Raw genomic sequence first — 12,321 nt, 5'->3', positions numbered from 1 at the left:
GAAGAGCGGGCTGTGTCCGGTGTGTACCGGACACAGCCCGCTCTTTGCTTTCAGGCGGTATCGATGGAATCGCTGTGTGGATACGATGCGAAGGGGTGCGGCACATCCACCCGGCAGTACCTCTGAGGAGAGGCAGGGGCCATGCGAACGATGAGCCGAAGCGGACTGGTGAGCGCGGGGCTGGGACTGGGGGCGGTCGGCGGATTCGTCGGCAGCCTGCTCAGGGAACGGAGCGCTCTGACGGCCGCCCGCGACGCGGCGGGCGAAGGAAGCGAGGATCAGCCTTCATGGGGCGTCGGCTCGTACCGCTCACGCTGGACAACCTTCCGGACCTCCCCCGGCGTTGCCGCTCGTGTGTCTTCTGGGAGTTGGACCCCGTCAGCGGAGAAGCCGCGGTAAAAGCGGGAACACCCGTCCTGGAGAAGGAAGCCTGGATCTCCGCCGTCCTCCTCGACTGGGGATCGTGCGGTCGAGTCGTCTACGTCGACGACGTGCCGGTCGGCTTCGTCCTCTACGCGCCTCCCGCGTACGTTCCTCGATCCACGGCGTTTCCCACGAGCCCTGTCTCTCCGGACGCTGTCCAGTTGATGACGTCGTTCATCATGCCGGGCTATCAGGGACAGGGCTTGGGCCGGGTGATGGTGCAGACGGTCGCCAAGGATCTGCTGCGGCGGGGCTTCAAGGCCATCGAGGCCTTCGGTGACGCTCGCTGGAAAGAGCCCGCCTGCCTGCTTCCTGCGGACCATCTCCTTGCCGTGGGTTTCAAGACGGTCAGACACCACCCCGCGTATCCGAGACTGAGGCTGGAGCTGCGCACCACGCTCTCGTGGAAGGAAGACGTGGAGATGGCACTGGACAGGCTTCTGGGGGCGGTACAGAAGGAACCAGCGCTGCGTCCCCTGTAATACACGATGGGGCCGACCCTTTCGGGCCGGCCCCATCGTGTTTCACGTGAAACATTACTCGGCGATGAAGTCCTCCAGGTCGCGGACGATCGCGGCCTTCGGCTTGGCACCGACGATGGTCTTGGCGACCTCGCCACCCTGGTACACGTTCAGCGTCGGGATGGACATGACGCCGTACTTGGCGGCCGTACCCGGGTTCTCGTCGATGTTCAGCTTGACGATCTCGATCTTGTCGCCGTACTCGGCGGCGATCGCCTCGAGGGACGGCGCGATCTGACGGCACGGACCGCACCAGGCGGCCCAGAAGTCCACCAGAACGGGCTTGTCGCTCTTCAGGACGTCCTGCTCGAAGGAATCGTCGGTCACATTCTTCAGGGTGCCGGCCACGGCGGGCTCCTTAACTGGGTTGGTGCGGTGGGGCGGGATGGGGATCAGACAGCGGTCTTCTCGGGCTCGGCCTTCTCCTCATCCGCGAGGGCGGCGAGGAAGCGCTCGGCGTCGAGAGCGGCGGCGCAGCCTGTGCCAGCCGCGGTGATCGCCTGGCGGTAGGTGTGGTCGACCACGTCACCGGCGCCGAAGACACCGGTCAGGTTGGTGCGGGTGGAAGGCGCTTCCACCTTCAGGTAGCCCTCACCGTCCAGTTCGAGCTGGCCCTTGAACAGCTCGGTGCGCGGGTCGTGGCCGATCGCGATGAACAGGCCGGTGACCGCCAGGTCCGAGAGTTCGCCGGTCTTGAGGTTGCGCAGCTTCAGGCCCGAGAGCTTCGGGTCGCCCTGGATCTCGGCGACCTCGCTGTCCCACACGAACTTGATCTTCGGGTCGGCGAAGGCGCGTTCCTGCATCGCCTTGGAGGCGCGCAGGGTGTCACGACGGTGGACGATCGTCACGGACTTGGCGAAGCGGGAGAGGAAGGTCGCCTCCTCCATCGCGGTGTCACCACCGCCGATCACGGCGATGTCCTGGTCCTTGAAGAAGAAGCCGTCACAGGTGGCGCACCACGAGACACCACGCCCGGAGAGAGCGTCCTCGTTCGGCAGGCCGAGCTTGCGGTGCTGCGAGCCGGTGGTGACGATCACGGCCTTCGCCCGGTGCACTGTGCCCGAAGTGTCGGTGACGGTCTTGATCTCGCCGGTCAGGTCTACGCTGACGATGTCGTCCGGGACGAGTTCGGCACCGAAGCGCTCGGCCTGGGCGCGCATGTTGTCCATGAGCTCGGGGCCCATGATGCCGTCCTGGAAGCCGGGGAAGTTCTCCACCTCGGTGGTGTTCATCAGTGCGCCGCCGGCGGTGACGGCGCCCTCGAACACCAGCGGCTTCAGCGACGCGCGCGCGGTGTAGAGCGCCGCCGTGTAGCCGGCGGGCCCGGAGCCGATGATGATCACGTTACGGACGTCGCTCACGGCTTGGTTCCTCGTCTCTGGACTGCGTCGTCTGACCGGTGGAGCCCACTCGGAACTCTCACCCCACCCAACGGATCCTAAGGGGCGCGCATTCCCGGTGTGTCCGGGCACACGGAGAGGTCACACCGTACGCATTACCACGCAGGACGGAGACGAAGCGTGAGGGCTCAAGAGCGTGCGTAGGACTGCTTCAGCAGAATCTCCGCGGAGCCTGTCGGTGCGTTCTTCACGCACGACGCATCCATGATGTAGGCGGTGACCCGGGTGCTGTCCGAAGGGTCACGCAGCACGACGAGAAGCGCGTCTGTGCCCTTGTAGACGCCTTCCTCGGTTGCGAGCGGCGAGTCACCGGTGTGGATGCCGTGCTGGATGCACGGGGGAACCTCAGGCGTCATGAAGATGCGGGGATCTCCGGAGCCCTGGACCTCATTCGCGCCCATGCTGGTGTGCGGAGCACGAGATCCGCCGCTGCTCGCACTCTTCTCGGTGAGAAGATCCGAGACCTGCTTCTCAAGCCCGCTCGCGGAGAAGGTGTCGGCTGAGGTGGTCGCCTGTCCGTGTGCCGCGTCGGTCGGCTTGCCGTCGTCCAACGCCGACAGCAGAACGGAGCCGAATCCCAGTGCGGCGACCGTGAAGACAGCGCCGAGGACGGCAACCTTGCGGCGTCCGTTCTTCTTGCGGTCCTTGCGGCCGGGGCCGGTGGTGGCAGTACGGGCATGTCCCGTGGGGCGGGCGGTGGGCGATGTTTCACGTGAAACATGCGCTGTCTCGACCGGCGCCGGTGCGTTCACAACCTCGGGGGCAGTTGCCTGCAGAAGAGCCTCGGCGGCGAGGGCGGCGTCGATCCTGCCGGCGATGTCGGCGGGCATCTGTGGTGGGCCCGGCAGTGTGCCGAGCAGTCCGCGGATCTCCTCCAGCGACGCGTGCACATCCGCGCAGAGTTCGCACTCGTCCAGATGCCGACGTACATCTGCGGTCCTGGAGGCAGGAAGAAGGCCTTCGGTGAGGTCGGAGATCTCCGCGACGTCCGGGTGCCCGGCTGTGTCTGTCGTGGAAGTCACGCTCGCCCACCTCCGCCCTTCACTGCAGCTGAATCGCTTGATCCCGAATCCGGCGGGCCTTCTGACGGAGGTCCCGCTGCGGGTGGGACGGATGTCCCCTGCGTCCGGTTCCGTCCAGCGCCCGCTTCTCTGTCGTCTCCGGCTCTTTCCGGCCGCAGATGAGTGAGAAGGGGGAGCAGTCTGGCTCTGCCTCGGGCGCAGCGGCTCTTCACCGTCCCCGTCGGCACGTCGAGCATGCGGGCGGCTTCGGCGACCGGGTAGCCCTGCATGTCCACCAGGACGAGAGCGGCCCGCTGGTCGGGCGGGAGCGTCCCGAGGGCCTCCAGGAGCTGACGGTGGAGGTCGTTGCGCTCCGCGGGCGCCGAGGCGGACTCGTGCGGCTCCAGGAGCTGCTCCAGGCGCTCGGTGTCGTCCACGGGAGACGTCTTGCGGGAGGCTACTTTTCTGGCCCGGTCCAGGCAGGCGTTGACCGTGATCCGGTGCAGCCAGGTCGTGACCGCGGACTGGCCCCGGAACGTGTGCGCGGCCCGGTAGGCGGACACAAGAGCGTCCTGAACGGCGTCAGCGGCTTCCTCGCGGTCTCCGAGCGTGCGGAGGGCGACGGCCCAGAGCCGATCCCGGTGCCGCCGCACGAGCTCACCGAAGGCGTCGGGATCGCCGTCTACATGAAGGGCCAGGAGGTCCTGATCGCTGGTGTCGCCGTACGCGGTGTCATCTGCCATCGGACCCCCTCCTCTCCGCGTCAACCGGCGATCTTGATGTCTGCCACCCGACCGCGGTAAGTGCCTTCCTCCGTCAGCGGCAGCTTGGTCAGCCAGATCAGAAGGTAGCGGGACTTCACGGCCTTGTCCGGCTTGAGCGGGACTCCGGTACCGGAGCCGTCCGCGACCTTCGTGTAGGCGTCGAAGCTCGTGGGCCTGGAAATCGCGTCGCTTGAGGCGGCGCGCAGTTCCACAGAAGTGTCGCCCATGAACGTGACGGTGACCTTCCCGATGTCCTGGACCTTGCCGAGGTCGAGGATTATCCCGAGGCCAGGCTTGAGGTTTCCGAAGTTGGCGCCCTCGTAGAAGTCCGTCTGCCAGTACGACGAGGTGTCGTTGTCGTAGGCCTTCTTTATGGTCTGCGGCTTCTCGGATCCGTCACCGAACGGGTCGAAGTCGTATCCCTTGGCGATGGTGATCGGCTTGTTGGCCACCTTCGTCGGGCCCTTGTCGCCGTCGTCCGTCGTCTGGGTCTGGTTGGTCTCGTCCGACGTGCCGCCCCGATCCATCAGTGCGTCCGCGAGCTGCCAACTGCCGAGGCCCAGCGCGGCGATGAGGAGGGCGGAGACCGCCCACTTCAGGGCCCGGCCGGTGCGGCTCTGCAACGGCGGTGGTGGGGACGGTACGGGCTGGGTGACACCGGAGTGCGGTGCCGGGCGGCCGTACGTGCCCTGTTGGTAGGTCGTGCGCTGGTACTCGGGCGGGGCCGTGAACGTCGGCTCCGGGGGGCGGATGCGGGGCATCTCACCGATCGCCTTGACCAGTTCCTCAGGCGTGGTGCACGCCGACTCGTGGCGCGAGGCGGTGGCACCGTCGTTGGCGAGTGCCCGCATGGACAGCTCGGACAGCCCACGGTGGACACCCGCCCGCACCTGGTCGGGCGCGATGAGACCGACGTCCTTGGGCAGCCCGGCCAGACCGTAGGCGTCGTTCTCGTACGGCCACCGCTGCGTGAGCGCCGCATACAGGAGCGCGCCGATCGCTTCCGTGTCGGTGCGCTGCGGAGATTCCGAACTCGCGCCCCGCAGAGCGGCGTTCACGGCGAGGCCGCGAATGCGCCACTGGCCGCTCGACGTACGCAGGATCGCGTTCGGGTTCAGCCGCAGATGTGCGAGCCCCTCGCGGTGGGCCGCGGCCATGGCGGACGCCACCTGACTGACCATCTGGTAGGCGTCATACACCTCCAGCGGACCCGGAGCGAGGAGCGTGGTCAGCTCGGTCGCGTCGGGCAGCCACTCGTGGACGACGTAGACGAGGTCGTTCTCCTCCACGGCGTCGAGGACCTGGACGAAACGCGGGTCGCCGAGCAACGCGGACGAACGGGCCGCGGCCAGAACGGAACGCGCCCGCGCATGGTCGGCGGGCAGGATGTGCACGCCGACGGCCCGACGGAGTTTCTCGTCGACGGCACGCCAGCTGCTGAACCCGTCCAGACGGGTGACGCACTCCTCGAGACGGTAGCGTCTGGCGAGTTTGTGGCCGCTGTGCAACTCCGGCGGTGACGACTTGCCAGGACTCTCGGTCCCGCCACTCCCCTGTGCCTCGACGTCTTCCGTGTCCCGCTCCCGGTTCTTGGCCACGCCGTCGGCCGTGGACTGGTCCGCCTGGGCGGTCAGCGGTTCGTCACCGCTGTTGTCTGCCACGTCGACGGCAGCCGTGCTCCGTTCCGCCACCGTCGTTCCCTGCCTCCCCATACGTTGCGCGCCGTGCGACGCAGAATCCAATTGTGCCCACAGTCCGACGCTATGCACGACACACAGTGGCGGACGATGGTTGTGCGCGTACCCCTGCCTCAGCGCCCCAGACGCCCCCGGACCATGCCGACCAGCGAGTTCAGCTCCTCGATCCGCATCTTGCGGGCGGCGAGGAAGAAGATCCCGAGCAGAATCGCTCCACCCGCGATCAGAGCGGCGAACGAACCGACAACTCCCTGGCCGAGCGAGTGACCGATGCCGTAGCAGGCCGCACCGCTCAGCAACGCCGCCGGTACCGAGGCGATGCAGAGCCGGGCGTAGGTCCGCAGGACACGGTTGCCGTCCAGGTCCCCGCCGAGGCGCTTGCGCAGCCGGTTCCAGGCGACGCCGACGCCGATCGCGTAGGCGAGACCGTAAGAGGCGGCCATGCCCGCCACGGCCCAGCGCGGTGGCAGCACCATGTAACACAGTGCCGAGGCGCCCGCGTTGACGGCTGCCACGATGACCGTGTTGTAGAAGGGGGTACGGGTGTCCTCGTAGGCGTAGAAGGCGCGCAGGACGACGTACTGCACGGAGTAGGGGATCAGGCCAAGGGCGAAGGCCATCAGCATGAAGCCCATGTTCGTGGCCTCGCTGATACCGGATGAGCCGAAGATCAGCGTGCACATCGGGATGCCGAGGGCGACGAACCCGAAGGCGATCGGCACGATGGCGACGGCAGTGGTGCGCAGGCCCTGGGAGATGTCGTCACGGACCGCGCCACCGTCCTCCTCGGCCGCCGAGCGGGCCAGGCGCGGCAGCAGAGCCGCCATCAGGGAGACGGTGATGATGGCCTGCGGCAGGCCCCAGATGAGTTGGGCGTTGGCGTAGGCGGAGAAGCCGGTGCCGTCGACCGGGGAGTCCTTGCCCGCCGCGGTGGACAGCTGCGAGACGACGATCGCGCCGGCCTGGTTGGCCAGGACGAACAGGACGGTCCACTTGGCGAGCGTCACGGCCTTGCCGAGGCCGTGGCCCCGCCAGTCGAAGCGCAGCCTCATCCGGAAGCCGGTCTCGCGGAGGTACGGGATCATCGCCAGCGCCTGGACCACGAGGCCGAGCAGGACGCCGATGCCCAGGAGCCGCTGCCCCTCCGGCGGAATGTTCGTGACCTTCATGCCGGAGTCGGCCGCGGTGCCGTAGACCCACATGAACATGCCGAGCGTCACGATGATGACGATGTTGTTCAGGACCGGCGTCCACATCATCGCGCCGAACTTCCCGCGCGCGTTGAGGATCTGGCCCATCACCACGTGGATGCCCATGAAGAAGATCGAGGGCAGGAAGTAGCGGACGAAGGTGATGCCGACTTCGTTGGCCGCCGGGTCGCCGGCCACCGAGTCGGACAGCAGCCGGATCAGGAACGGGGCGCCGAGGACCGCGAGCCCGGTGAGGACGCCGAGCGCCACCATCACCAGGGTCAACAGCCGGTTGGCGTATGCCTCGCCGCCGTCCTCGTCCTCCTTCATGGCCCGCACGAGCTGCGGCACGAAAACGGAGTTGAGGCCGCCACCGACGGTCAGGATGTAGATCATCGTCGGCAACTGATAGGCGACCTGGAAGGTGTCACCGAGCAGACCGACACCCAGCGCCGACACGATCAGCGCCGAGCGAACGAAGCCGGTGAGACGCGAGACCATCGTGCCCGCCGCCATCACGGCGCTCGACTTCAGCAGGCCCCCGGCCTTCCCGTCCTTCTTCCCTGAAACAGGGGACGCATGGGCCGTCGCAGCAGGCGCGGTACCGAGGTTCATGGTCTCGTCGGCTGAGGGAGCCGGGGCCCCGGGTGCCTGGAACTGCGCTGCGGGCGACGGCGACCCGCCTGGGGCCTGTGCCGGGCCCGGCACCGACGGGGGATCCGTCGGACGGCCGCCACCCTGCTGCTGGTCGCGGAAGAGATGGGCGAAGGCGTCCGGCTCGTGGCGCTCGTCGCCGGCCTGGCTCATCAGGTCGTCGACCCCCACGAACTGAGTGGTGCGAGGGTTGTCGCCGTACGGCAGATAGTGCGTCGGACCCTCCGGCTCGGGCGCCGGGGTCTGTGCCCACACGTGCGGGTCGGGGGCGTAAGGGGACTGGGGCGGCTGGGAGTACAGCGGCTGCTGCGGCTGATAGGTGCCTGGGGGCGGCGGGGGATGCGCGGCACGGTCGTAGAGGGCCTCGGCGACCGGGTCCTGGGCATAGAGGTCCTGCGCACGGTAGGGGTCCTGGTCGTACGTGTCCTGGAGATACATGTCCGCGGGAGCCTGCGGCGGCACCTGGCCATGCTCGGGCGGCGGCCCCTCGGGGCTGCCCGAGTTGTCCGCGCCCTGACCGCGATCACCGTCGTACGGCGCGTTCATGGTTACCCCACCTCATCGTCCCGGGCCCACCGGCCACGACATCCTCAACGGTCCACTCTCTCACCCGTGCCGGACGGGTCGGCGCTTTCCGTTGCGGTGTCCGCTGTCAGGTCACTCGGCTGCTCCGGGTCCCCTGCCCCGGTACCGGTGCTGGACTCCTCCTTGAGACGGTCCTCGGGGCCCCCGGGGTTCTCCGGACCGTCCACGGCTTCGGCCGCCTCGTCGTCGGGGCCGTTCTGTTCGGCCGCACGGGCGGCCGCGCGCTTGCGCTGGGTGTACATCCGGAAGCCTGCCAGGACCAGCAGCAGGACACCGCCGCCGATGACCAGCATCACCGTCGCCGTGAACTCGGTGACCTTCACGTCGAACCTGACGGCGTCTCCGTACGGCTGGCCGTCCTCTGTGTACAGCTGGGCGACCACCGAGGCCTTGCCGTTGGCGTTGGCCGTCGTGGTGAACTTCACCGTCTGGCTGTGGCCGCCCGAGACCTCCACCGGCTGCTCGTTGTAGGAGGAGCCACCGATCTCGAGCCGGTTCGGGCTCAGCGAGGTCAGCCGCAGCCGCAGGTGTTCCACACCCTGAACCAGGTTGTTCTGGACCGTCACGGGGATCGTGGCGCTGCGGCCGGAGAGTTTGGTCTCCGACTTGTCGATCAGGCTGACCTGGGAGATCAGTTCGTCGAGGTAGGCCTCGACGTCGATGCGGAAGCCGATCGCCTCGGTGGCGCGGCCCCGCCACGACGTGGACATCTCGCGGTTCACGGCCCGCCCGAAGGGGGTCACGACGCGGGACTGGTCGGAGAGGATCACCTTGAAGTTGTCGAGCTTGCTCTGTGTGCTGGCGATCTGCTGGAAGGCCGATTTCGGCAGCTCCTGCTTGCGCAGCGAGGAGGGGTAGGCGGACGCCGAGGGCACCTTGGTGGTGGCCTCGGCGTCGGGCTTGGCCGCGGCCGCCGCCGTGAGCTTCTGCGTCTGGGACCAGTTCCCGCCCTGCAGAGCGATGATCGCTTCGGCCATGGCGTCGGCCTGGCTCGCCGTGGGCATGCGCTGTGGGGCGACGACGATGCTGCGCTGCTTGTCCGTCTGGAGGTCGAGAGCGAGGCTCTGGGCGAGGAACCGCTGGACGGCGAGTGTGGCGGAGGAGGCCCTCGTGAGATCACCCTGGAACGCCGTCGACAGCCGTGCGTCCGCGACGACCGCGGTGGTGCCGCCGCCGATGGGTCGGGCCGCGGAGGGCGTGTACGACAGTCCGGCGGTCTCCTGGAGGCTGTCGCTGCGGGCGATCACCTTGTCGGCTCCGGCGGAGGTGGCGACCTTGACGATCGACGGGTCCACCGCGCCGTTCACGGGCCAGGCGAAGTCGGTGCTCGGCGTCACGTGGAGCACGGTCCTCACCGTGGTGGCCGCGACGTCGGTGGCCTCGTCGAGGTGGCTGAGCGAGCCGGTGACGCTCGTGCCGTTGTGGGCCAGCGAGGCGAGGTCGGGGTCGGCGAAGGGCAGTGCGACGACCTCCTTGTCCTCCACCGCCTTCTGCAGCCTGGCCAGCCACTGCTTGGCGAGTGCCTGGTGAGTGCCCGCGGTGGTGGTGTCGCCCTCGCCCTGGATCCGGTAGCTGCGGGTCATCGCGTCGACGGACGCCAGCAGGTCAGGGTCGATCACCCAGGTGACATCCAGGTTCTCGCCGAGCGACAGCATCTGGTCCAGCCGGCCGCCCGCCGAGATCTCCTCGGCCAGGTCGTCGTTGAGGAAGACCGGTGTCTGCTGCGCGTTCGAGCCGGTCTCCGCCGTCATGTGCACAGTGGAGATCAGTGGCCACAGGAAGGTGGTCTTCGTCTTCGTGTCCACTGCGTCGGACTGCCAGGGCAGGAAGGTCCGCTGGATGCCGAGCGTCCGGTCCCACGGCTGCGCGGAGGTCTTGCCCGAGAGGGAGACGGCGAACTGGTAGACCCCGGCGTCGCCGAGGTCCAACTCGTCGACCGGCACGGAGATGGAGAAGGGCTCGGCCACCCCAGGGGTCAGCTTTGCGAACTTCGCCACATACTTGCCGCCGACCTCGGATCCCGTGGCGCCCTGGAGGGAGTCCTTGTCTTCGGTGACGGTGTCGATCGACGAGCGGGTGTTCAGCTCTGGGCCCACCTGCAGTCCCACATGGGCGGCCGTGACGGCCTGTTTGCCGTTGTTGGTCACCGTCCCCGACACGGTGAGCGTGTCACCGTCCGTAGGTGCGCCGGGGCTGAGTGTGTCGACCGCGACGGACACCGATCCGGAGTCGTCGGCGGCCTGAGCGGGCGCCGCGGTGGTCAGCTGGCACAGTCCGGCCAGCAGAGGAGCCCCTGCGAGCAGGGCCCCGGTACGCCGCAGCCAGCGGCGGGCAGGTGAGGGACTCGTCCCCTGGAAGTCTGCCGCCTCGGCCACGCGCTCGCCCGTCCCTCGTCGTCGTCAGTGGTCGTCGGAATGTGCGTCCACGCATGGTAACGATGCCCGCTGAGGGGAAGTGCCGCGGACTGCTCCACAAGATCGGGCGACGCCGCCGCACTGTCCTGAATGTGCACGTATAAAGGGGAGCGTGCCCGTGAGTCTGCGGAGCAGACCTTGTGCAGGTCTGGATGGCGAGTCTGTGGACGTTTAATGGAGGCGCTCGGAGAGGCCCGGGCCACGTACCCTCTTCTGTTGTGCCGAACGCCAAGGAAGACAACCTCAGTGCCCCGAGCCAGGTGCAGGACCGCGCGGTGAACGAACTGCTTGAGGTCGCACCTGTCGCCGACAACCTCGCCCGCCGCTTCCAGGAGGCCGGGTTCTCACTCGCCCTGGTCGGCGGTTCGGTCCGGGACGCACTGCTCGGGCGGCTCGGCAACGACCTGGACTTCACGACCGACGCCCGCCCCCAGGACGTTCTGAAGATTGTTCGGCCTTGGGCGGACGCCGTGTGGGAGGTCGGGATCGCCTTCGGAACCGTGGGGGCGCAGAAGGACGGCTACCAGATCGAGGTGACCACCTACCGGTCCGAGGCCTACGACCGAACCTCGCGCAAGCCTGAGGTGTCGTACGGCGACTCCATCGATGAGGACCTCGTCCGGCGTGACTTCACCGTGAACGCGATGGCTGTCGCTCTCCCGGAGAAGAAGTTCATCGACCCCCACGGCGGCCTGGACGATCTGGGGGCGCGTGTGCTGCGGACGCCAGGCACTCCGGAAGCGTCTTTCTCGGACGACCCGCTGCGGATGATGCGGGCCGCGCGGTTCGCGGCGCAGCTCGACTTCGAGGTGGCGCCCGAGGTGGTCACCGCGATGACGGAGATGTCCGGGCGTCTGGAGATCGTCTCAGCCGAGCGGGTGCGGGATGAGCTGAACAAGCTCATCCTGTCCGCCCATCCCCGCAAGGGCCTGACGCTGCTGGTCGACACGGGGCTTGCCGAGCACGTGCTGCCCGAGCTTCCGGCGCTGCGCCTGGAGAGCGACGAGCACCACCGGCACAAGGACGTCTACGAGCACACGCTGATCGTCCTGGAGCAGGCCATCGCGCTGGAGAAGGAAGGGCCCGACCTGACCCTCCGCCTGGCCGCACTGCTCCACGACATCGGCAAGCCGCGCACCCGTCGTTTCGAGAAGGACGGCCGGGTCTCGTTCCACCACCACGAAGTGGTCGGGGCGAAGATGACCAAGAAGCGGATGACGGCGCTCAAGTACTCCAACGAGCTGGTGAAGGACGTCTCGAGGCTCGTTGAACTCCATCTGCGTTTCCACGGGTACGGCACCGGGGAGTGGACGGACTCGGCGGTTCGCCGCTATGTGAGGGACGCGGGTCCGCTGCTCGACCGACTCCACAAGCTGACCCGCTCGGACTGCACCACCCGGAACAAGCGTAAAGCGGCCGCGCTGTCGCGTGCGTACGACGGACTGGAGGAGCGGATCTCCCAGCTTCAGGAGCAGGAGGAGCTGGACTCGATCAGGCCCGACCTGGACGGCAACCAGATCATGGAGATCCTCGGCGTGGGGCCAGGCCCTGCTGTGGGCCGTGCGTACAAGCACATGCTGGAGCTTCGTCTGGAGAACGGGCCGATGGGGCATGACGAAGCGGTGGCCGCGCTCAAGGAGTGGTGGGCCGCGCAGGACTGAGGACGGAAACG

9 protein-coding genes are annotated in these 12,321 nt (G+C 67.9%); 2 read left to right on the top strand and 7 right to left on the bottom strand.

Annotated features, from left to right (window positions below):
* The first annotated feature begins 287 nt into the window (after window positions 1-287).
* Entirely contained in the window at window positions 288-905 is a 618-nt protein-coding gene (locus ACIBJB_RS17235; protein WP_387522082.1) for a GNAT family N-acetyltransferase, read from the top strand.
* Window positions 906-959: 54 nt separating this feature from the next.
* On the opposite strand, the gene trxA is transcribed toward ACIBJB_RS17235, so the two are convergent.
* The 7 genes from trxA to ACIBJB_RS17200 all read right to left on the bottom strand — a co-directional run bounded on the left by trxA (window position 960) and on the right by ACIBJB_RS17200 (window position 10,610).
* Window positions 960-1,292, bottom strand: a complete 333-nt coding sequence (gene trxA / locus ACIBJB_RS17230) for a thioredoxin (protein WP_007383275.1) — start codon at window positions 1,290-1,292, stop codon at window positions 960-962.
* A 44-nt stretch (window positions 1,293-1,336) separates the two neighbouring features.
* A complete protein-coding gene (gene trxB, locus ACIBJB_RS17225; RefSeq protein ID WP_359384265.1) occupies window positions 1,337-2,305 on the bottom strand; it encodes a thioredoxin-disulfide reductase in 969 nt (322 codons plus the stop codon).
* Window positions 2,306-2,472: 167 nt separating this feature from the next.
* On the bottom strand, window positions 2,473-3,366 hold the full coding sequence (locus ACIBJB_RS17220) for an anti-sigma factor family protein (RefSeq protein WP_398931262.1): 894 nt from the start codon (window positions 3,364-3,366) through the stop codon (window positions 2,473-2,475).
* On the bottom strand, window positions 3,363-4,088 hold the full coding sequence (gene sigM / locus ACIBJB_RS17215; protein WP_398931261.1) for an RNA polymerase sigma factor SigM: 726 nt from the start codon (window positions 4,086-4,088) through the stop codon (window positions 3,363-3,365). The genes ACIBJB_RS17220 and sigM overlap by 4 nt, the downstream gene beginning before the upstream one ends.
* A 20-nt stretch (window positions 4,089-4,108) precedes the next feature.
* Entirely contained in the window at window positions 4,109-5,800 is a 1,692-nt protein-coding gene (locus ACIBJB_RS17210) for a protein kinase family protein (protein WP_398931258.1), read from the bottom strand.
* A 119-nt stretch (window positions 5,801-5,919) separates the two neighbouring features.
* A complete protein-coding gene (gene murJ / locus ACIBJB_RS17205; protein WP_398931256.1) occupies window positions 5,920-8,196 on the bottom strand; it encodes a murein biosynthesis integral membrane protein MurJ in 2,277 nt (758 codons plus the stop codon).
* 44 nt (window positions 8,197-8,240) lie between these two features.
* Window positions 8,241-10,610 (bottom strand): DUF6049 family protein, encoded by a 2,370-nt coding sequence (locus tag ACIBJB_RS17200; RefSeq protein WP_398931254.1) that lies wholly within the window; start codon window positions 10,608-10,610, stop codon window positions 8,241-8,243.
* Window positions 10,611-10,867: 257 nt separating this feature from the next.
* On the opposite strand from ACIBJB_RS17200, the gene ACIBJB_RS17195 reads away from it, so the two are divergent.
* The gene (locus ACIBJB_RS17195; protein WP_398931252.1) at window positions 10,868-12,310 is read left to right on the top strand and encodes a CCA tRNA nucleotidyltransferase; all 1,443 of its coding nucleotides are present in this window, start codon (window positions 10,868-10,870) and stop codon (window positions 12,308-12,310) included.
* Window positions 12,311-12,321: the final 11 nt, after the last annotated feature.

This window comes from Streptomyces sp. NPDC050759 (assembly GCF_044456945.1).
Classification (GTDB): Bacteria; Actinomycetota; Actinomycetes; order Streptomycetales; family Streptomycetaceae; genus Streptomyces.
Note: the sequence above shows the minus strand (reverse complement) of the source record. Positions and strands in the feature narration are given on the sequence as shown.

What these genes read in the sequence shown, in the direction of transcription:
- sigM (WP_398931261.1), bottom strand. Translation starts at nt 4,088, where the DNA reads ATGGCAGATGACACCGCGTACGGCGACACCAGCGATCAGGACCTCCTG.
- murJ (WP_398931256.1), bottom strand. Translation starts at nt 8,196, where the DNA reads ATGAACGCGCCGTACGACGGTGATCGCGGTCAGGGCGCGGACAACTCG.
- ACIBJB_RS17235 (WP_387522082.1), top strand. Translation starts at nt 288, where the DNA reads ATGGGGCGTCGGCTCGTACCGCTCACGCTGGACAACCTTCCGGACCTC.